This is a genomic window from Burkholderia cepacia complex sp. TUM26381, from assembly GCF_057439935.1.
Genome location: NZ_CM172006.1, coordinates 971,562 through 991,814 on the forward strand (window position 1 = coordinate 971,562; position 20,253 = coordinate 991,814).

At 66.9% G+C, this 20,253-nt stretch carries 20 protein-coding genes; 6 read left to right on the plus strand and 14 right to left on the minus strand.

All coding sequences use genetic code 11. The features are described 5' to 3' along the window. Positions 1 to 52: 52 nt before the first annotated feature. From ACWMMN_RS04590 to ACWMMN_RS04610, 5 genes are all read right to left on the minus strand, one after another. Positions 53 to 1,249 (minus strand): pyridoxal phosphate-dependent aminotransferase, encoded by a 1,197-nt coding sequence (locus ACWMMN_RS04590; RefSeq protein ID WP_059235652.1) that lies wholly within the window; start codon positions 1,247 to 1,249, stop codon positions 53 to 55. A 70-nt stretch (positions 1,250 to 1,319) separates the two neighbouring features. After that, on the minus strand, positions 1,320 to 1,757 hold the full coding sequence (nusB, locus tag ACWMMN_RS04595) for a transcription antitermination factor NusB (RefSeq protein ID WP_021157083.1): 438 nt from the start codon (positions 1,755 to 1,757) through the stop codon (positions 1,320 to 1,322). Beyond that, positions 1,754 to 2,272 carry a 6,7-dimethyl-8-ribityllumazine synthase gene (gene ribH / locus ACWMMN_RS04600; protein WP_011351235.1) on the minus strand — a complete coding sequence of 173 codons (519 nt, stop codon included), beginning with the start codon at positions 2,270 to 2,272 and terminating at the stop codon, positions 1,754 to 1,756. Before ribH ends, nusB begins: the two co-directional genes overlap by 4 nt. 53 nt (positions 2,273 to 2,325) lie before the next feature. Continuing rightward, positions 2,326 to 3,468, minus strand: a complete 1,143-nt coding sequence (gene ribBA / locus ACWMMN_RS04605) for a bifunctional 3,4-dihydroxy-2-butanone-4-phosphate synthase/GTP cyclohydrolase II (protein WP_059235650.1) — start codon at positions 3,466 to 3,468, stop codon at positions 2,326 to 2,328. 192 nt (positions 3,469 to 3,660) lie between these two features. After that, positions 3,661 to 4,179: a DUF1993 domain-containing protein gene (locus ACWMMN_RS04610; RefSeq protein WP_059235648.1), complete on the minus strand. Its 519-nt coding sequence runs from the start codon at positions 4,177 to 4,179 to the stop codon at positions 3,661 to 3,663. Positions 4,180 to 4,451: 272 nt separating this feature from the next. Between ACWMMN_RS04610 and ACWMMN_RS04615 the strand changes: the two genes are divergently transcribed. Together ACWMMN_RS04615 and ACWMMN_RS04620 are read left to right on the plus strand one after the other, a co-directional pair. Next, complete coding sequence (locus ACWMMN_RS04615; RefSeq protein ID WP_486423028.1) at positions 4,452 to 5,054, plus strand: O-methyltransferase; 603 nt, start codon at positions 4,452 to 4,454, stop codon at positions 5,052 to 5,054. Continuing rightward, positions 5,051 to 5,734 (plus strand): GntR family transcriptional regulator, encoded by a 684-nt coding sequence (locus ACWMMN_RS04620; protein ID WP_256085662.1) that lies wholly within the window; start codon positions 5,051 to 5,053, stop codon positions 5,732 to 5,734. The genes ACWMMN_RS04615 and ACWMMN_RS04620 overlap by 4 nt, the downstream gene beginning before the upstream one ends. Positions 5,735 to 5,827: 93 nt before the next feature. On the opposite strand, the gene ACWMMN_RS04625 is transcribed toward ACWMMN_RS04620, so the two are convergent. The 4 genes from ACWMMN_RS04625 to ACWMMN_RS04640 form a co-directional block, all read right to left on the minus strand. After that, positions 5,828 to 6,457: a riboflavin synthase gene (locus ACWMMN_RS04625; RefSeq protein ID WP_486423029.1), complete on the minus strand. Its 630-nt coding sequence runs from the start codon at positions 6,455 to 6,457 to the stop codon at positions 5,828 to 5,830. Between the two features lie 14 nt (positions 6,458 to 6,471). Continuing rightward, a complete protein-coding gene (ribD, locus tag ACWMMN_RS04630; protein WP_174994315.1) occupies positions 6,472 to 7,593 on the minus strand; it encodes a bifunctional diaminohydroxyphosphoribosylaminopyrimidine deaminase/5-amino-6-(5-phosphoribosylamino)uracil reductase RibD in 1,122 nt (373 codons plus the stop codon). A 15-nt stretch (positions 7,594 to 7,608) separates the two neighbouring features. Further along, complete coding sequence (gene hemL / locus ACWMMN_RS04635) at positions 7,609 to 8,892, minus strand: glutamate-1-semialdehyde 2,1-aminomutase (RefSeq protein ID WP_256085664.1); 1,284 nt, start codon at positions 8,890 to 8,892, stop codon at positions 7,609 to 7,611. 185 nt (positions 8,893 to 9,077) lie between these two features. Beyond that, positions 9,078 to 9,530, minus strand: a complete 453-nt coding sequence (locus ACWMMN_RS04640) for a hypothetical protein (protein ID WP_059235639.1) — start codon at positions 9,528 to 9,530, stop codon at positions 9,078 to 9,080. A gap of 248 nt (positions 9,531 to 9,778) precedes the next feature. Between ACWMMN_RS04640 and ACWMMN_RS04645 the strand changes: the two genes are divergently transcribed. Next, on the plus strand, positions 9,779 to 10,996 hold the full coding sequence (locus ACWMMN_RS04645; RefSeq protein WP_059235637.1) for a Bcr/CflA family multidrug efflux MFS transporter: 1,218 nt from the start codon (positions 9,779 to 9,781) through the stop codon (positions 10,994 to 10,996). Between the two features lie 166 nt (positions 10,997 to 11,162). Here ACWMMN_RS04645 and ACWMMN_RS04650 read toward each other — a convergent pair whose 3' ends face one another. From ACWMMN_RS04650 to zwf, 5 genes are all read right to left on the minus strand, one after another. Beyond that, positions 11,163 to 11,624 (minus strand): type VI secretion system amidase immunity protein Tai4, encoded by a 462-nt coding sequence (locus ACWMMN_RS04650; protein WP_340623887.1) that lies wholly within the window; start codon positions 11,622 to 11,624, stop codon positions 11,163 to 11,165. Beyond that, a complete protein-coding gene (locus ACWMMN_RS04655) occupies positions 11,621 to 12,124 on the minus strand; it encodes a type VI secretion system amidase effector protein Tae4 (RefSeq protein ID WP_340623888.1) in 504 nt (167 codons plus the stop codon). The genes ACWMMN_RS04650 and ACWMMN_RS04655 overlap by 4 nt, the downstream gene beginning before the upstream one ends. A gap of 343 nt (positions 12,125 to 12,467) precedes the next feature. Then, on the minus strand, positions 12,468 to 14,396 hold the full coding sequence (locus tag ACWMMN_RS04660) for a bifunctional transcriptional regulator/glucokinase (protein ID WP_059235635.1): 1,929 nt from the start codon (positions 14,394 to 14,396) through the stop codon (positions 12,468 to 12,470). Further along, positions 14,374 to 15,054, minus strand: a complete 681-nt coding sequence (pgl, locus tag ACWMMN_RS04665) for a 6-phosphogluconolactonase (protein WP_059235633.1) — start codon at positions 15,052 to 15,054, stop codon at positions 14,374 to 14,376. Before pgl ends, ACWMMN_RS04660 begins: the two co-directional genes overlap by 23 nt. A gap of 88 nt (positions 15,055 to 15,142) precedes the next feature. After that, positions 15,143 to 16,612 carry a glucose-6-phosphate dehydrogenase gene (gene zwf, locus ACWMMN_RS04670; protein WP_059235631.1) on the minus strand — a complete coding sequence of 490 codons (1,470 nt, stop codon included), beginning with the start codon at positions 16,610 to 16,612 and terminating at the stop codon, positions 15,143 to 15,145. 430 nt (positions 16,613 to 17,042) lie between these two features. Between zwf and ACWMMN_RS04675 the strand changes: the two genes are divergently transcribed. The 3 genes from ACWMMN_RS04675 to ACWMMN_RS04685 all read left to right on the plus strand — a co-directional run bounded on the left by ACWMMN_RS04675 (position 17,043) and on the right by ACWMMN_RS04685 (position 20,214). After that, complete coding sequence (locus ACWMMN_RS04675) at positions 17,043 to 18,290, plus strand: ABC transporter substrate-binding protein (protein ID WP_059235629.1); 1,248 nt, start codon at positions 17,043 to 17,045, stop codon at positions 18,288 to 18,290. Positions 18,291 to 18,428: 138 nt separating this feature from the next. Next, positions 18,429 to 19,367 carry a carbohydrate ABC transporter permease gene (locus ACWMMN_RS04680; protein ID WP_174994316.1) on the plus strand — a complete coding sequence of 313 codons (939 nt, stop codon included), beginning with the start codon at positions 18,429 to 18,431 and terminating at the stop codon, positions 19,365 to 19,367. Beyond that, positions 19,357 to 20,214, plus strand: coding sequence for a carbohydrate ABC transporter permease (locus tag ACWMMN_RS04685; RefSeq protein WP_043181722.1), 858 nt, complete (start codon positions 19,357 to 19,359; stop codon positions 20,212 to 20,214). The genes ACWMMN_RS04680 and ACWMMN_RS04685 overlap by 11 nt, the downstream gene beginning before the upstream one ends. The last annotated feature ends 39 nt before the right edge of the window (positions 20,215 to 20,253 follow it).

The following is a 20,253-nucleotide window of genomic DNA, read 5'->3' on the forward strand; positions in this document are numbered from 1 at the left end:
GGTGCCTTTTCTTTTTGCGGCGTGTGAAACGGCCGGTGTGCCGGCCGCGGCGTCAGTGCTGCCCGAACAGGGTCGCGAGCCGGTCGACCGCCTCTTCGAGCCGCGAGTACGCCGTTGCATACGACAGGCGGATATAGTCGCGCGGCGCATGGACGCCGAAGTCCATGCCGGGCACCAGCACGACGCCGGCGTCATGCAGCATCGCCTGCGTGAGCGCGGCGCTGTCGCCGGCTGCCGGATGGGCGACGCCACCGCAATGCGCATATACATAGAACGCGCCGTCCGGCATCACGGGCACTCTGAAGCCGAGCCGTTCGAGCGCCGGCGCGATGAAATCGCGGCGGCGCTTGAATTCGAGGCGGCGCGCTTCGTAGAGTTCGAGCGTGGCCGGTTCGAAGCACGCGAGTGCTGCGTGCTGCGCGAGCGCGGACGGGCAGATGAACAGGTTCTGCGACAGTTTTTCGAACGTGCCGACCAGCGCGGGCGGCACGACGAGCCAGCCGAGCCGCCAGCCTGTCATGCTGAAATATTTCGAGAAGCTGTTCACGGTGATGACGTCATCGCCGAATGACAGCGCCGATACGGGCGCCGCATCGTAGCTGAGCCCCTGGTAGATCTCGTCGACGATCGTGAAGCCGCCGCGGGCGCGCACGGCTTCGACGATCCGTTTCAGTTCGTCCGGTTCGAGCGACGTGCCGGTCGGGTTCGACGGCGACGCGAGCAGCACGCCGCGCGTGCGGTCGTTCCAGTGCGTGCGGACGTCGTCCTCGGTGAGCTGGAAGCGCGCGTCAGGGCCGCTCGGCACGAGCACCGCGCGGCCTTCGGCCGCCGCGACGAAATGCCGGTTGCACGGGTACGACGGGTCGGGCATCAGCACTTCGTCGTCACGACCGACGAGTGCGAGGCACGCGAGCAGCAGCGCGGCCGACGCGCCGGCCGTCACGACGATCCGCTCCGGGCTGATCGTGAGGCCATACGCGCGTGCATAGTGCGCGGCGATCGCCTCGCGCAGCGGGGCAATGCCGAGTGCGCTCGTGTACTGCGTGACGCCGCGGCGCAGCGCGGCCGCGGCGGCTTCGACGACCGGCTCCGGCGCGGTGAAATCCGGCTCGCCGATGCCCATGTGGATAACATCGCGCCCCAACGACTCGAGCCGCTGTGCCTCCTTCATCAGTTCCATCACATGGAAGGGCTGGATCGCGTCGACGCGTGCGGCGAGCGTGACGAGCGAATCGGCGGTGGTATTCATCGGCGGGCAGGGCGGGGGAGAGGAAGAATGAAAAACGGGCGCTCGCGCGCCCGTGGACAAACAAACGGTGTCAGCCGTTGCGGCGTGCCTGCGTTTCTGCAGGGCGCAGCTTCGCGGCGAGCTTGTCGAGCACGCCGTTCACGTACTTGTAGCCGTCGGAGCCGCCGAACGTTTTCGCGAGTTCGACAGCTTCGTTGATGATCACTCGGTACGGCGTTTCGACATGGTGCGTGAGCTCGAACGTCGCGATCAGCAGCACTGCGCGTTCGACCGGAGACAGCTGGTCGATCGGACGGTCCAGCGACGGTGTCAGCGCTTCGACGAGCGTGGCGTGCTCGCGGATCACGCCGTGCAGGATCGCGTCGAGCAGCTCCTTGTCAGCCTTGTCGTAACCGAGCGCGCCGCGCAGTTGCGCGTCGATCTCGCCGGAGGACGCGTTCGACAGCAGCCACTGGTAGAGGCCTTGCGTCGCCAGCTCGCGCGATTGTCGGCGGGCGCTCTTCTTCATGCGCGCTCCTCTTCGTCGTCTTCGTCTTCCTCTTCGTCCTCGTCGTCATCGCCGAGCTGGTCGAGGGCCATCGTCAGGTTGGCCATCTCGACGGCGACGCGTGCGGCGTCACGACCCTTTTCGGTCATGCGCGCGACGGCCTGCTCGTCGTTTTCGGTGGTGAGGACCGCGTTCGCGATCGGCAGGTTGAAGTCGAGGCCGATGCGGGTGATGCCCGCGCCGCTTTCGTTCGACACGAGTTCGAAGTGGTAGGTCTCGCCGCGGATCACCGCGCCGAGCGCGATCAGCGCGTCGAACTGGCCGCTTTCGGCGAGCTTCTGCAGCGCGAGCGGGATTTCCAGCGCGCCGGGCACCGACACGAGCAGCACGTCTTCACCGGTGACGCCGAGGCGTTCCAGTTCTTCGACGCACGCGTCGGCGAGGCCGTTGCACACGGGCTCGTTGAAACGCGATTGCACGATGCCGATACGCAGGCCGTCGCCTTCGAGATTCGGTTGGTATTGTCCGATTTCCATGATCTGGTCCGTGGTGTGGATGAACGGTTATAGGGCGAAAGCGCCGTGGCGGGTTACGCGTTGGACGCCGGGCAGGACTTGGCTTCGCCGCCGGGCATCGGAATGAAGCCCGTGACTTCGAGGCCGTAGCCGGACATGCTGCCCAGCTTGCGCGGATTCGACAGCACCTGCATCTTGCTGACGCCGACATCGCGCAGGATCTGCGCGCCGATGCCGAACGTCTTGAAATCGACCGGCCGGCGCTTGAGCGCAGCAGCCTTTTCTTCCTCGTCGAACGCCTTGAAGACGTCGATCAGGTGTTCCTTCGTGTCGCCGCAGTTGAGCAGCACGATTACGCCGAGGTCGCGCTCCGCGATCTCGCGCATGGCGGCGTCGAGCGTCCACGAGTGCGTCGACACGCTCGTCTCGAGCAAGTCGAGCACCGACAGCGGCTCGTGCACGCGCACCGGCGTATCGACGTCGGGCGACGGTGCGCCGCGCACCAGCGCGATGTGCGGCGAGCCGCTCGGCTGGTCGCGGTACAGCACCGCGCGGAACGTGCCGTGCGCGGTCTGCATCGTGCGCTCGGCGATCCGCTCGATGATCGATTCGGTGCGGCTGCGGTACTGGATCAGGTCGGCGATCGTGCCGATCTTCAGGTTGTGTTCCTTCGCGAATTCGATCAGGTCCGGCAGGCGCGCCATCGTGCCGTCGTCCTTGATGATCTCGCAGATCACCGCGGCCGGCGTGAGGCCCGCGAGCGCGGTGAAGTCGCAGCCGGCTTCGGTGTGGCCCGCGCGCACGAGCACGCCGCCCGGTTGCGCCATGATCGGGAACACGTGGCCCGGCTGCACGATGTGCTCGGGGCGCACGTCGTGAGCGACCGCCGTGGCGATCGTGTGCGCGCGGTCGGCGGCCGAGATGCCGGTCGTCACGCCTTCGGCCGCTTCGATGCTGACCGTGAACGCGGTGCCGTACTGCGTGCCGTTGCGGTAGGTCATCAGCGGCAGGTGCAACTGCTTGCAGCGCTCCTGCGTCAACGTCAGACAAACCAGGCCGCGGCCGTACTTGGCCATGAAGTTGATCGCTTCCGGCGTGACGAATTCGGCGGCGATCACGAGGTCGCCCTCGTTTTCGCGGTCTTCTTCGTCGACCAGGATCACCATCCGGCCGGCTTTCAGCTCGGCGATGATGTCGAGCGTGGAGGCGAGCGTCATAAGGGGGCGAGAAAGAGGAAAGTGCGTATTTTACGCCAGCCGGGCGGCGTTTCGGCTGGCGCGGACCGCGCACGTCGGGCAAGCACGCCGGAAAGCGTTGCGGGCGGCCTGCGCGGCAGGCCCGGCGGCCCGCCGCGCGTGGCCGGCACGCGGGTGCGGACGGTTGCGGGCCGGGCGTTTCCCGGCCGCGCGTCACGCGTGCTGGTCGCGCCCGCCGAGGTAGTCGAGCTTGCCGAGTTCGACGCCGCTGTGGCGCAGGATGTCGTAGGCGGTCGTCACGTGGAAGAAGAAGTTGGGCAGCACGAAATTCAGCAGGTACGACTGGCCCGTGAATTCGATCGGGCCGACGCGCATCTTCAGCACGATCTGGCGCGCCTCGCTGCCGTCGATCTGTGCGGCGTCGAAGCTCTTCAGGTAATCGATCGTCTTCTGGATGCGCGCATGCAGTTCGTCGAAGGTCTGCTCGACGTCCGGGTAGCTCGGGATCTCGGCGCCGGCGAGCCGCGCGGCGCAGCCCTTCGCCGTGTCGGTCGCAATGTAGACCTGCCGGACGAGCGGCAGCATGTCCGGGTAGAGGCGTGCACCGATGAACACCGACGGATCGATCTGCTTCTCGGCCGCGTGCGCTTGCGCCTTGCCGAGGATGTGCTGCAGGTTGGTCAGGCCGCGGATCAGGACGGGCAGCGAAGCCTGGTGCATCGAGATGGACATGGGAACGACTCCTGTGGGAAGAGGGGCGGCCGGTGCGCGGCGCGTCGTGCGTTGTGGCGTTGAAACCGCCGTCGATGCATCTTAGCGCGACGGCATGACCCGTGCGCGTCGTTGGCCATTCGGCCGGGAATCGTTAGAGCAAACGGCCGCCAGCCGGGCCGGAGCGGTTTCAATCACGCCGGAATGGCTGTCCTCCCGGACACCGGGCATCGATCCGAAAATCGTCGTATCATGAAACACGAAACACGAAATATGAAGCAATGGAGACCCGCATGATCGAACTCGACAGCGCCGCGTCGGCCGTCCTTGCCCGGCTGGCGTCCTTCGGCCAGGAAAACGATGCGCAGATGGCCGACCGCAGCCGCAAGATGCTCAATCTCGAGCCCCCCACGGCCGAGCTGCTGTACCTGCTCGTCACCGGCGCGCGGCGACGGCGCGTGCTCGAGATCGGCACGTCCAACGGCTACAGCGCGATCTGGCTTGCGCATGCCCTGCGCGAAACGGACGGGCAGCCGCTCGTCACCGTCGAGTTTTCCCCGGAGAAGGCCGAGCAGGCGAGGGGCAACCTGCGCGCGGCGTCGCTGCAGGACTGGGCGCAGGTGATCGAAGGCGAGGCGACGCAGGTCTGCGCGGCCGTGACGGGCCCGTTCGACTGCGTGTTCTTCGACGCCGATCGCGTGAGCGCGCCGCAGCAACTGGCGCACCTGTTGCCGAAGCTGACCGCCGACGCGCTGCTCGTCGCGGACAACGCGCTGTCCCATCCGGACGAGATCGCCGGCTATCTCGCCGCGGTCGACGCTACGCGCGAGTTCGACACGACGATCGTGCCGGTCGGCAAAGGGCTTCACATTGCGCGTCGCCGGAGGCCGGCATGACGCGCGCCACGCTCGAACGGACGACGCTGGGGCGCGACGCGTACGGTGCGATCCGGGAGATGCTGGTCGACGAAGCGCGCTTCGCGGCGGGCGAGAAGATCAGCATCGAAGCGCTGTCGCGCGATCTCGGCATCAGCCGCTCGCCCGTGTGGGCGGCGGTCTCGCGCCTGGAAGCCGAGGGGCTGCTGCAGGTCGTGCCGCGTCAGGGCGTGTTCGTGATCGCGTTCGATCGCGCGCGGATCGTGGCCATCTTCGAGGCGCGGGAAGCGCTCGAAGGCATGGCGGCGCGTCTGGCGGCGCAACGCCTGACGCCCGACGATCGCGCGATGCTGGACGAAGCGCTGGTGCGGCAGGCGCGCGCGGTCGACGCGCGCGACGGCGATGCCTACCGCGTCGCGAATCTCGACTTCCACCATGGGCTGCTCGCCACCGCGCGCAACGCGACGATCGAGACGTCGCTCAGGGCGCTGTACGCGCAGGTGCAGACGATGTGTGCGGGCGGTGCGAGCCCGATGGACGACTGGACGCGGCTGGGCGGGAATGTCGCCGAACACCGGCAGGCGTTCGACATGATCGCGAAACGCGATGCGGATGGCGCCGAGCGCGCGGCACGCGAGCATGTCCGGCAACTGCTCGACACGATTCTGGCGCGGGCGGGCGGAGAAGGGACGGATGCCTGATCGCCGGCGGAACACCGGCGGGCGATGCGGGCAGGATGAAGAAAAGCGGCGACTGCCGATACCCGGATATCGAGCCGTCAGCCGCCGCTGCGATCAGTCCTGATGCGCGCCCTGCGACGACGACAGCATCCGTTCGACATAGCGCGCAATCATGTCGACTTCGAGATTCACCTTGTCGCCGGCCTTCACGTGGCGCAGCGTCGTGACCTCGACCGTATGCGGAATCAGGTTGATCGAGAATTCGCAGCCGTCCGCGCGATCGTCGATCGTGTTGACGGTCAGGCTCACGCCGTTGACCGTGATCGACCCCTTGTACGCGAGATAGCGGCCAAGCTCGCGCGGCGCGACGATGCGCAGTTCGTGCGATTCGCCGACCGGCGCGAAGCGCGACACGGTGCCGAGACCGTCGACGTGGCCCGACACGACGTGCCCGCCAAGACGGTCGTGCGCGCGCAGCGCCTTCTCGAGGTTCACTTCGCCGGGCTGCGCGAGGCCGACCGTGCGGTTCAGGCTTTCGCGCGACACGTCGACGTCGAACGCGGTGTCGCGCTTCTCGATCACCGTCATGCACGCGCCCTGGATCGCGATGCTGTCGCCGAGCGCGACATCGGCGAGATCGAGCCCGCCCGCCTGCACGGTCAGGCGCACGCCTGCATCGGCCGACGTGCCGAGCGGCTCGATCGATTCGATGCGGCCGACGGCCGCGACGATTCCGGTGAACATCGTGACGATTCCGTTCAGTGTGGGGTGTCGGGCGGCGTGAACCGCGCGAGGATCCGCAGGTCGTCGCCGATCCGCTCGAACCCGTGGAACGACAGTCGCGTGCGAGCATCGAGATTCGCCGGCGCGGCGAGGTCGAACATGCCGGCCGCATCGGCGCCCAGCAGGCTCGGTGCGAGGTAGACCAGCAATTCGTCGACGCACCGTTCGCGCAGCAGCGAGCCGTTCAGCTTGTGGCCGGCCTCGACGTGCAGCTCGTTGACGCCGCGCGCGCCGAGTGCCGCCAGCATCGCGGGCAGGTCGACCTTGCCGTGCGCATTCGCGAGCGGCACGATTTCCGCGCCGCGCGACTTCAGCACGTTCGCACGCATTTCACCGCCGGCGTCGAGCCGTCCGCAGAAGATCAGCAGCGGGGCACCTTCGAGCAGCCGCGCGTCAAGCGGCAGGTCGAGGCGGCTGTCCACCAGGATGCGTTGCGGCTGGCGCGGCGTGTCGATGCCGCGCACCGTCAGCAACGGATTGTCCTCGCGCACGGTGCCGATGCCGGTGAGGATCGCGCACGCGCGGGCGCGCCACGCATGCCCGTCGAGGCGCGCGGCCTCGCCGGTGATCCACTGGCTTTCGCCGGACGGCAGCGCGGTGCGGCCGTCGAGCGACGCGGCCGTCTTCATCCGCACCCACGGGCGGCCGCGCGTCATCCGCGACACGAAACCGATGTTCAGCTCGCCGGCTTCATGCGCGAGCAGCCCGCAGCGCACGTCGATGCCCGCGTCGCGCAGCATCCCGAGGCCGCGCCCCGACACCTGCGGGTTAGGGTCTTCCATCGCGGCGACGACCTTCGCGACGCGCGCTTCGATCAGCGCGTTCGCGCACGGCGGCGTGCGGCCGAAATGGCTGCACGGCTCGAGCGTCACGTAGACGGTCGAACCCGCGACGTCGTAGCCGCGCGAGCGTGCATCCTTCAGCGCCTGCACTTCCGCGTGATCCTGGCCGGCTGGCTGCGTGAAGCCTTCGCCGATCACGTCGCCGTCCTTGACGATCACGCAGCCGACGCGCGGATTCGGCGCCGTCGTGTACATGCCGCGCGCCGCGAGCGCAAGCGCGCGCTCCATGTGGGCGAAATCGATATCCGAGAACATGTGCGCGGCCCCGGATCAGGCGGCGAGTGTCGCGAACGCGCGGCGCGCGGCCGCGAGCGTCGCGTCGATCACCGCGTCGTCGTGCGTGCTCGACACGAAACCGGCCTCGTAGGCCGACGGTGCGAAGTACACGCCCTCGTCGAGCATCAGGTGGAAGAAGCGGTTGAAGCGCTCGGTGTCGCTCTTCGTGACTTCCGCGAAGCTGGTCGGCACGCGCTCGGCGAAGTAGAGGCCGAACATCGCGCCGATCGAGTCGGCCGCGAACGGCACGCCGGCCGCGCGCGCTTCCGCCGCGAGGCCGTCGGCGAGCCGCTTCGTCTGCGCGGTGAGCGCGTCGTAGAAGCCCGGCGCCTGGATCAGCTGCAGCGTCTTCAGGCCCGCGGCGACCGCGATCGGGTTGCCCGACAGCGTGCCGGCCTGATACACGCCGCCGAGCGGCGCGAGGTGGGCCATGATGTCGCGGCGGCCGCCGAATGCAGCGGCCGGCATCCCGCCGCCGATCACCTTGCCGAGGCAGGTGAGGTCGGCCCTGATCCCGTAGTACGCCTGCGCGCCGCCGAGCGCGACGCGGAAACCGCACATCACTTCGTCGAAGATCAGCACGGCGCCGTGCTTCGTGCACAGCGCGCGCAGCGCGTTCAGGAATTCGGGCGTGCCGCGCACGAGGTTCATGTTGCCTGCGACGGGCTCGACGATCACCGCGGCAATCTCGTCGCCGAACGCGCCGAAGGCTTCCTCGAGCGCGGCGACGTTGTTGTACTCGAGGACGGTCGTGTGTTTCGCGATGTCGGCGGGCACGCCGGCCGACGTCGGGTTGCCGAACGTCAGCAGGCCCGAGCCGGCCTTGACCAGCAGGCTGTCCGCGTGGCCGTGGTAGCAGCCCTCGAACTTGACGATGCGGCTGCGGCCCGTGAAGCCGCGCGCGAGACGCAGCGCGCTCATCGTGGCCTCGGTGCCGCTCGACACCATCCGCACCTGCTCGATCGACGGCACGAGCTTGCAGATTTCCTCGGCGATCTCGATCTCGGCTTCGGTCGGCGCGCCGAACGAGAAGCCGTCGGCGAGCACGTTCTGCACGGCCGACAGCACTTCCGGATGGACGTGGCCGACGATCATCGGGCCCCACGAGCCGATGTAGTCGATGTACTGCTTGCCGTCGGCATCCCAGAAATACGGGCCTTGCGCGCGTGCGACGAAGCGCGGTGTGCCGCCGACCGAACGGAATGCGCGCACCGGCGAGTTGACGCCGCCGGGAATGGTCTTCTGGGCGCGTTCGAAGAGGATCTGATTGTTGGACATGAGCGAAACCTGCGAGAGAAGGGCGCGGGGGCCTGTGCACGGGCCGCGGCGCCTGGGCGGAACGATCGTCTGATTGTACCGGAGACGCGCGCGGCGGGCCCGTCAGCGCTTGTGCGGCCTTTCGGCGCGTGGGGAGCGGCATCGACCGGAAACGAGGGCCGGATTCGGTCCGGCACACGGCCCGGCTAGCGCGGCGGCTTGCGCTTGCCGGTCAGCTCGGCCCAGCGTTTCTCGAGCGGACCTTCGACCATCGGCTTGATCGACGTGCCGGACGTCTGCGCATCCCAGGTCTGTACCGAATACGGGTGGACGCGCAGCGCGTCGCGCGCGATCACGACCTCCTGGTGCGCGTCGACCAGCCAGTCGTAGACGAAGTCGATGCACAGCCGGTAGCCGCGCTTCGTCGACGGATCGGGCACCTCGTACGGCGCGCGCGTCACGTAGCCGGAGCCGAACACGCCCTTGGGCTCCTTCGCGACGCGGTGCAGGAACACGCGGTCGCCCGGCAGGATGCTGCGCGCGAAGCCGCAGCCCCACACGTCATGCACGGCCTCGCCCGCCTTCACGCGCGCGGCGACGTCGGGCAGCTCGGGCCACGGCCATTTCTTGGGGCTCCAGATCAGCAGGAAGGCGGTCATCGGTTCGGTCGTACGTCGAATTGATCAGACGAGAAGGGCGGGAAGCCGCAAGCTTAATCGAATCCGCCCGCAATCCCGCGCGGCGCATGCGTTGCGCCGGAGTTTCGCGGCGTGCCGCCGCACGCGGCCCAAGGCGCGCAAACAAGTTGCGCGTACAATCATGGGCCTGAACGCACCGCTTGCGGCGCGGCCTCCCGTCTTCACCGCCACGCGCGCCCCGATGCGCGCGGGCTCCATTCCGGATACCCATGTCTCACGTCGTCCGGCGCCGGCCCGATGCCCGGCTGATCCTGTTGCTCGGCGCGCTCGCGGCCTGCGGGCCGATCGCCACCGACATGTACCTGCCGAGCCTGCCGTCGATCGCCGACGGCTTTTCCGTCAGCCCCGGCGCCGCGCAGCGCACGCTGACGAGCTTCATGGCCGGCTTCTCGGTCGGCATGCTGCTGTACGGCCCGCTGTCCGATACGTGGGGCCGCCGCCCCGTGCTGCTCGGCGGCATCGCGCTGTTCACGCTCGCGAGCATCGGCTGCTTCGTGTCGGGCTCGATCGACATGCTGATCGTCGTGCGTTTCCTGCAGGCGCTCGGCGCCGGCGCCGCGTCGGTGCTCGCGCGCGCGATCGCACGCGACGCGCATGAGCCGAGCGACGCGGCGAAGGTGCTGTCGATGGTCGCGATCGTCACCGCGGTCGGGCCGCTGCTCGCGCCGCTGATCGGCGGCCAGATCCTGCGCTTTTCGGGCTGGCGCGGCGTGTTCGTCGTGCTGGCCGTGTTCGGCGCGATCTGCGCGGCGACTGCCTACCTGCGCGTGCCCGAAACCTGGCCGAAGGAGCGGCGCAAGAGCACGGCCGTGCTCGCGTCGTTCGCGTCGTACGGGCGCATCCTGTCGGACCCCGTCGCGTGGGGGCACATGCTGTGCGGCGGGATGGCGTTCGCGGCCATGTTCTCGTACATCACGGCGACGCCGTTCGTGTACATCGAGTATTTCCACGTATCGCCGCAGCACTACGGGCTGCTGTTCGGCCTGAACGTCGTCGGGATCATGATCGGCAACTTCGCGAACACGCGCCTCGTCGGCCGCATCGGCTCGCTGCGCATCATCGCGGCCGCATCGCTCGTGAGCGCCATCGCGTCGCTCGCGGTGGCGTTCGTCGCGCTGACCGGGTGGGGCGGGCTGTGGTCGATCGTCGTGTGCCTGTTCTTCGTCGTCGGCGTGGTCGGGATCCTGTCCGCGAACTGCACGACCGACCTCATGCACCGCTATCCGCACAACGCGGGCGCGTCGGCCGCCGTGTTCGGCGCGATGCAGCTCGCGCTCGGCGCGCTCGCGAGCGTCGCGATCGGCGCACTCGCGGACGGCACGCCGTTCGCGATGGGCGTGACGATCGGCGTGTCGGGCGTGCTGTGTTTCGGTGGCCGCTACCTCGTGCTGCGCTGGCACGGCCGGCCGGTGAAAGCGGGGGCTTGAGCGGTGCGGCAGCGTTGGTAGACGAGGGGGCCGACGGGTGCGCGAATGCAGCCTGGCGACGAAGTCCTTCTGGTCGCCATCGCGAATCGCCGGCCGTGTGGAATGGCGGGTTCGCGGTATCGAGGGGGCGGCAACGCGAGTCGTGCATTGGGGCTATACGCCCGCATTACTCGGAACGGTCTGACGAGCGATTGTCGAGTTGATAGCTGCGCTTCGGGTTGATGACAAACCGCTTGGCCTGAGCGTCGAGTTCCTTGCTGTGGTACAGGTCCAGGCATTTCAAGAAATCAAACCTGACGCCTTTGATTTCGGATTCGACAATCGGATTGTGGTAATCGCGTGCAAGGAAGCGATTGACCAGCGATTTGCCCGCGTCGGGATTCCGTTCCAGATCGAAGGATGTCCAGTCCATCAGTGCGCTGGCGCTGCTTCCCGCGTCCATGGCAGCGGACGGTTCATTCCGATAGGCGGTCGCGACGCACTCGGCGAGGACCATGTCCTTGTAGTTCTGAGCATAGGTACGTGCACCCGCTTGCGGCGTCGACGTTGGACTTGCTGCCTGGCTCGCATGTGCCGCCAACGTCAGTACCCAAAATATCACACGCGGTCGCAGCGGATCGGGTCTCATGGCAGGCTCCAGAAGTGCGCGAGATCGGTGCGGTAATTTGCTCCCGGCTCGTTGAAATAGCACTGATCGTAACAGGTACGCCCATTGAAAAGGGTTGCATGCCCCGTGGCATTTGACCAACCTGAAATCTGGAAGAGAATGATCCCCTGCTTGTCGACCAGGGCGGCGCCTCCGCGGGAAGGCGGGAAATTGATCGCATCTGCCTTGCCCCATCGCCGCTCGAGAAAGCGGATGAAATCGGTGACGCGAAAAAAGTACCAGCGCTTGTCCGCACCCGACACGGTTTGCCCTGGAATGTAAGGTATCGGCATGCCGGCCTGGCCGAGAATATAGCTCAGCCGCACGGCGCAGGTATTGTCCCAACGTCGCTTCGGGTCTCGACTGTTGATATTGGTCGCCACGTTGCCACCGATCATCAGCGCGACTTTCTCCGCTGAGTTTATCGGGGCGTAAATTCGCATTGCTGCTGCCCATGCAGCCGAGAAATGTGGCCTTGGCATTTTCATCTCCGCAACTTGGATGAATTTGATATTGCGATGTCAACGCGTGCGATACCGATTAGTGTTCTTTTAAAAGCACGTCAATTTTCGCGCTGGATCGAGACGGCGGCATCCGTGAAGTGGAGGAGATTACTGAGCCTGGGCGACTGCTGACAATTGGATTTGTTCGAAACTGGGTTCGTGTACGAACGTACGACATCACGCGCAGGCATCGGCAGAACGATAGTCGACGATTGCCGAGCCGCTGTGGTTCGGGTCGGTGCCGCTCATGTGAAACACCCCGAACGCCGGGCCTGAATCCAGCGTTCGGGGTGTCGTGCATCGATGGTGTTTCGCCGAAGCCTCAGTCCCGCGCGACGTCCTTCGCCGCCGGCGAGGCGCCGTGGCTCAGCCAGTCGAGCACGTCGGCCGTTTCGTCGTCGCTTGCGCGCGCCTTCGCTTGCGCAACCGCCTCGGGCACCTCGCCGTTCGTCGATGCGCGGCGGATCGCGACGCCAACCGCGAGGATGTCGATCATCAGCAGATGCAGGATCCGCGAGATCATCGACAGTTGCGACTCGCGCATCTCGATGTGGTCGGTTTCGAGCGCGACGGTTGCGCGCTTCGCGAGCGGCGTGTTGCTCGACGTGATCGCGATCACCTTCGCGCCGGCCTGCATCGCGACGTCGAGCACGCGCAGCAGCTCGGGCGCGCGCCCCGACTTCGACACCGCGACGATCACGTCACCCTTGCCGAGCAGCGCGGCCGATGCGGCCTGCATGTACAGGTCGCCGTACGCGATCGTCGGGATGCCGAAGCGGAAGAACTTGTAGTGCGCGTCCTGCGCGACGATGTTCGAGTTGCCGAGCCCGTAAAACTCGATGCGCCGCGCGCCGTTCAGGATCTCGATCGCGTTCTCGACGTGCTCGAAATTCAGGTGCTCGCGCAACTGCAGGATCGCGGACACCGTGTTGTCGAGCACCTTCGCGCCGAAGTCGGTGGCCGTGTCGCCGAGATGCACCTGGCTGTGGCTCATCGGGATCGTGCCGGTCAGGCCGGTGGCGAGCTTCAGCTTGAAGTCCGACAGCCCCTGGCAGCCGAGCGAGCGGCAGAAGCGGATCACGGTCGGCTGGCTCACGTCGGCCTTGCGCGCGATATCGACGATCGGGTCGTTGATGATCGAGCGCGGATGGTTCAGCGCGAGATCGGCCACGCGGCGCTCGGCCGGCGTCAGCGCGTCGCGCATCTGGCGGATCCGTTCGAACACGGCCGACGACGCCCCGCCCGAGCGGTTCGACAACTGCTCGGCGAGAATCGCCGACACGCCGAGGAACGCCGGGTATTCGGCGGTGATCAGGTAGGTCGGGATGTTCTCGAGGTAGTGCGTGAAGCGGCCCTTCGCCTCGAAGCGCGCGCGGAACGACGAGCGCGTGAACAGTTCGCCGAGCTTCAGCGCGACGCCGCCGCCGATGTACACGCCGCCGAGCGAGCCGAGCGTCAGCGCGACGCTGCCCGCGAACGCGCCGAGAATCCCGCAGAAGCATTCGACCGTCTCGAGCGCGAGGGCGTCGCCCGCATGCGCGCGCTCGACGATCTCGACCGTGTCGACGGTCGCGGCGACACGCTTCTTGTCGCGCGCGGCGAGCGCACGATAGATGATCTCCATGCCGGGGCCCGCGCACACGCGTTCGAACGACACGTGCGGAAACTTCTTGCGCGCGTACTGCAGCACCAGGTCCTCGCGCTCGTCCTGCGGCGCGAACGACGCGTGGCCGCCTTCGCTGCCGAGCGCGATCCAGCGGTCGTCGGCCGGAATCAGCCCCGATACGCCGAGGCCGGTGCCGGGCCCGAGCAGCCCGATCACGCTGTTCTGGCGGCGCGTGCCGCCGCCGACCTGCACGCGCTGTGCGTCGGTCAGGCCCGGCAGCGCCATCGCGAGCGCGGTGAAATCGTTGACGACGAGCAGCGTGTCGAAGCCGAGCGCACGGCGCGTCGCCTCGATCGAAAAGCTCCAGTCGTGGTTGGTCATCGTGACCTGGTCGCCGTCGACCGGATTGGCGATTGCGATCGCCGCGTGGTTCACGCGGCTGATCTTCACGTCCTTCAGGTACTTGCGGATCGCGTCGGTGAGCGTCGGATAGTCGGCGCCGGGATACACGCGAATCTGCGTGATTTCGCCCGGGCCGGTTTCCAGCGCGAAGCGCGCGTTGGTGCCGCCGACGTCCGCGAGCAGGCGCGGACCGTCGGCATGCTGACCCGCGACGACCGCCTTACTTTGCGCACCAGTAGACATCGAGCTGGGTCCCCTTGTCGTTGGCCAGTTGGGAAATCGCGTTCTTCTGCAGCGACGCGGCCGCGGCGTCGAGCACCTCGCGCTTGCGAGCGCCCGCGATCAGCAGGAACAACCGGTCGACGCGCTTCAGCGCATCGAGCGAATAGCTCACGCGCGCATGCGGCGCGGCGCCCGGATGGACGGCGACGAAACGTGCTTGTGTCGCGATCGCGTGGTCCCATTCGGGCGCGTCGGCGAAGATCGACGCGGTGTGGCCGTCTTCGCCCATGCCGAGCACGGCGATGGTCGGCACGCGGTAGTCGGCGTTCGCGTTCAGCGCGGCGACATGCGCGTCGAGCGTGCTGCGCGTGTCGACGAGCGGCAGGAAGCGGGCAGGGGCCGCCGCGTGTTGCAGCAGCGTGTCGCGCACGAGCTGCGCGTTGCTGGCCGCGTCGTCCTCCGGCACCCAGCGGTCGTCGACCAGCGTGACGTCGACGCCGGCCCAGTCGAGCGCCGCGTGCGACAGCGTGTGCAGGAACGGGCGCGGGCTCGTGCCGCCGGACACCGCGAGCGTCGGGCGCGCGGGGCCGGCGAGCGCGGCGCGCAGCGCCTCGCCGACGGCGCGCGCGAGCGCTTCGCTTTGCGCTTCCTGGGTGTCGAAAGCGTGAATCTCGATCACATCTCCTCCGGACTGCTTTGTCTGTTCAAATCGTACGAATCGTGGGGCACGTTGCCGCGGACGGTGGCGTGCGCGGCAACGGTTTGCATCAGTTTTCTTCTTCGAGCCAGCAGGTGTCGTGCTGCGCGAGCATCGCGCTCGCCGCGGCCGGCCCCCAGGTGCCCGCCGCGTACGGCTTCGGCGGCTTCAGCGTGCGCGCCCATTCGTTCAGGATAGGCTCGACCCAGCGCCATGCGGCTTCCTGTTCGTCGCGTCGCACGAAGAGGGCGAGCCGGCCGTTGATCACGTCGAGCAGCAGCCGCTGGTACGCCTCCATCTGCCCTTCCTTGAAGAACTGGTCGAACGCGAGGTCGAGGTGCACGCTCGCGAGGTTCATCCCTTCGCCGGGCTGCTTCGCGAGGCAGTACAGGCGGATCGTCTCGTTCGGCTGCAGCCGGATCACGAGGCGGTTCGAGCCGGGGCGCAGCGCAGTGGGGCCCAGCGCCGAGTGCGGCACCGGGCGGAAATTGACGACGATCTCCGCGACGCGGTCGGCGAGACGCTTGCCGGTGCGCAGGAAGAACGGCACGCCGGCCCAGCGCCAGTTCTCGATCTCGACCTTCAGTGCGACGAAGGTTTCGGTCTGGCTGTCGGGCTTCACGCCCGGCTCGGTCGCGTAGGCCGGCACCTGCGCGCCCTTGATCACGCCCGCATGATACTGGCCGCGCACGGCCACCTTGCCGATATCGCGCGGATCGACGGGTTTCAGCGCGCGCAGCACGCGCAGCTTCTCGTCGCGCACCGAGTCGGAATCCATCGAATGCGGCGGCTCCATCGCGACGATCGACAGCAGTTGCAACAGGTGGTTCTGCACCATGTCGCGCAGCGCGCCGGTATTGTCGTAGAAATCGCCGCGCGCCTCGACGCCGAGCTCCTCGGCAATCGTGATCTGGATGCTCTCGACCCATTCGCGGCGCCACAGCGGCTCGAACAGCGCGTTGCCGAAGCGCAGTGCGAGCAGGTTCTGCACCGGCTCCTTGCCGAGGTAGTGGTCGATCCGGTAGATCTGGCCTTCCGCGAAGATCTCGCCCACCGCATCGTTGATCGCGTTCGACGATTTCAGGTCATAGCCGAGCGGCTTCTCGAGCACGATGCGCGCGCCTTCGTTCAGGCCGACCGACGCGAGTGCCTTGCAGATCGGCACGAACAGCGACGGGCCCGTCGCCAGATAGAACACGCGGATGCCGGGCAGCGCTGCGATCGCGTCGCGCAGCACGACGTAGTCTTCCGCGCGGCCGAGGTCGAGCTTCACGTATTCGATGCGATCGAGGAAGGACTTCCACGCGGCGTCGTCGAACGCCTTACCGGAGGCCTTCGCCGCATGCGGCTTCACGTGCGTATCGACCCATTCGAGATAGGCCGCCCGATCCGATTCGTGCCGCGCCACGGCCACGATCCGGCCGCTCGACGCGAGCATGTTCGCGCGGTGCGCTTCGAATAGCGCGGGCAGGATCTTGCGCATCGACAGATCGCCGGTGCCGCCGAAAAGTACGAAGGTAAAGCTGGAATCGGTATGCATGTGTCTCCGCCGTGTTGGGGGTGCTGGGAAGCGATCCGTAGTGCGATAAAAATATTTTTGACACTGAATTGTAGTTTAACTACAATCCGCCGCAAGGGGTAGCACCTGGGCGAAGAAAAAAAGATGTGCGGCCGATGAGCTGCGCGAGCTTCGCCTTCGGGAGCGCCTTGTGCCGAATGTTATCGGACATTGGCGGCGCGCATCGTCAGCGCGCCGTCGGCCCCGGGCTCGCGTCGCAGCATCGCGGCGGGCCAGAAACACAAAGAGGAGACACGCCGTTGAATCTCGATTCACGCTTTCTGTAAGAGCCCGGCCGGTCATCGGCCCGTACGCTGCATGCGTCCCGCGGCTCGATTTCCCCGTCGTTATCAAGAAGCCGGTTCCCGGTCAGGGAACCTCACGAGTTGATTCAGTCTGGAGGAGATAAGTAATGAAAGTTCGCTCGATCATGGGTGCGCTCTGCGCCGCGGGTCTGATGGCTGGCGCCGTGGCGGCGCAGGCAGCCGAGAATGTAACCGTGCTGCACTGGTGGACCTCGGGTGGCGAGTCGAAGGCCGTCGGCGTGCTGAAGGACGACGTGCAGAAGCAGGGCTACGTGTGGAAGGATTTCGCGGTCGCGGGCGGCGCCGGCGCCGCGGCGATGACGGCACTGAAGACCAAGGTGATCAGCGGCGACGCACCGTCGGCCGCGCAGATCAAGGGCCCGCTGATCCAGGACTGGGCCGACCAGGGCGTGCTCGTCAACATCGATTCCGCCGCCGGCGACTGGAAGCAGAACCTGCCGCCGGAAATCGACAAGATCATCAAGTACAAGGGCCATACCGTCGCCGCACCGTTCTCGGTGCACCGCGTGAACTGGCTGTACATCAACAAGGCCGCGCTCGACAAGGTCGGCGCGAAGGTGCCGACCACCTGGCCCGAATTCTTCGCGGTGGCCGACAAGCTGAAGGCCGCGGGCATCCAGCCGGTCGCGATGGGCGGCCAGCCGTGGCAGGACCTGACGCTGTGGGAAGACGTCGTGCTGTCGCAGGGCCCGGCGTTCTACAAGAAGGCGCTGGTCGACCTCGACCAGGCGACGCTGACGTCGCCGCAGATGCTGTCGGTGTTCGACACGGTGCGCAAGATCCAGGGCTACTTCGACACGGGCCGTAACGGCCGCGACTGGAACCTCGCGACCGCGATGGTCATCAACGGCAAGGCCGGCATGCAGTTCATGGGCGACTGGGCGAAGGGCGAGTTCGAGAACGCCGGCAAGAAGTCGGGCAAGGACTACATCTGCGCACCGGTGCCGGGCACGGCGAATGCGTACACGTTCAACGTCGATTCGTTCGTGTTCTTCCAGCAGAAGGGCGAGAAGGCGGCGACGCCGGGCCAGCTCGCGCTCGCGAAGACGATCATGACGCCGGACTTCCAGGAGCAGTTCAGCCTGCTGAAGGGTTCGGTGCCGGTGCGTCTCGGCGTGAAGATGGACAAGTTCGACGACTGCGCGAAGAAGTCGTATGCCGACGAGCAGACCGCGATCAAGTCGGGCGGCTTCGTTCCGTCGCTCGCGCACGGGATGGCGCAAAGCGACGCGACCGCCGGCGCGATCACGGACGTCGTGACGAAGTTCATGAACTCGCAGCAGGATTCGAAGAGCGCGGTCGCCGCGCTCGCGAAGGCCGCGAAGGTCAAGTAACGCGCGACAGGCGCCCGGCCGGAAGCGCTTCATCGGCCGGGCGTTTTTGCATGTGCAGCAAACGGGCTCGCTCGCGGGCCCGTGCCGTACCTGGCGCCGGCCCGGCCTGCGTCGCCCTCGTTCCAGGAGTCGAATCAAGTGGCTGCCCCTCTTAGCGGAAACGGATCCGGCGCTGCCGCCGCACGGCGTACGTCGCCGATGTCGGCCTTCGCCGATCGCTGGATCCCGAAGCTCGTGCTTGCGCCGAGCGTCGCGATCGCCGTGGTGTTCATCTACGGCTTCATCCTGATTACCGGCTATCTGTCGCTGACCAACTCGCGACTGTTGCCGAACTACGAATTCGACGGCTTCGGCCGTTACTCGGACCTGTTCCAGAACGACGTGTGGTGGACCTCCGCCGCGAACCTCGGCTGGTTCGGGATCCCGTTCATCGTGGTCTGCGTCTCGCTCGGGCTGTTCCTCGCGATCCTGCTCGACCAGCGGATCCGCAACGAAGGCGCGCTGCGCGCGATCTTCCTGTACCCGATGGCGCTGTCGTTCATCGTGACCGGCACCGCGTGGCAGTGGATCCTGAACCCGGGCCTCGGCCTCGAGAAGGTGATGCACGACTGGGGCTGGACGAGCTTCTCGTTCGGCTGGCTCGACGATCCGGACAAGGCGATCTTCTGCGTGGTGATCGCGGCCGTGTGGCAGTCGACCGGCTTCGTGATGGCGCTGTTCCTCGCGGGGTTGCGCGGTGTCGATGCGGAAATCTTCAAGGCCGCGCAGGTGGACGGCGCGACGCTGCCGACCATCTACCGCAAGATCGTGATCCCGAGCATGCGCCCGGTGTTCTTCTCGGTGCTGCTGATCCTCTGCCACATCACGATCAAGACCTTCGACCTCGTCGTTGCACTGACGGCAGGCGGCCCCGGCACGTCGTCGTCGCTGCCGGCCATGTTCATGTACACGTTTTCGTTCAACCGCGGCCAGCTCGGGCTCGGCGCGGCGTCCTCGGTGATGATGCTCGCGACCGTGGTCGCGGTGCTGGTGCCGCTGATGTATATGGAATCGAGGAGCACCCGCAATGCAGCCTAAGATGACGATCAGCCGGGCAGTGATCTATGCGGCACTGATCCTGTTCGCGCTGTATTTCCTGTTCCCGATCTACGTGATGCTGTCGACGTCGTTCAAGGATCTCGACCAGCTGCGCACCGGCAACCTGCTGACGCCGCCCACCACGTGGACCATCGACCCGTGGGTGAAGGCGTGGAGCGGCGCCTGTACCGGCGTGCGCTGCGACGGGATGAAGCCGTTCTTCCTGAACTCGCTGCAGATGGTGATCCCGGCCGTGCTGATCTCGTCGCTGATCGGCGCGTTCAACGGCTACGTGCTCACGCACTGGCGCTTTCGCGGCGCGGACGCGCTGTTCACGATGATGCTGGTCGGCTGCTTCATCCCGTTCCAGGTGATCCTGCTGCCGATGGCGCGCCTGCAGGGGATGCTGGGCCTCGCCAACACGATTCCGGGCCTCGTGTTCGTGCACGTCGTGTACGGGATCGCGTTCACGACGATGTTCTTCCGCAACTTCTACGTGAGCGTGCCGGCCGAACTCGTGAAGGCCGCGCGCATCGACGGCGCGGGCTTCTTCACGATCTTCACGAAGATCCTGCTGCCGGTGTCGCTGCCGATCTTCATGGTGTGCCTGATCTGGCAATTCACGCAGATCTGGAACGACTTCCTGTTCGGGATCGTGTTCTCCGGCGTCGATTCGATGCCGATCACGGTGGCGCTGAACAACCTCGTCAACACGTCGACGGGCGTGAAGGAGTACAACGTCGACATGGCCGGCGCGATCATCGCCGCACTGCCGACGCTGCTCGTCTACATCGTCGCCGGCCGCTACTTCGTGCGCGGGCTGACGGCGGGCGCGGTGAAGGGGTAAGCGCGGCTTTATCCGATACGACGAACCGGCCGCGCACGA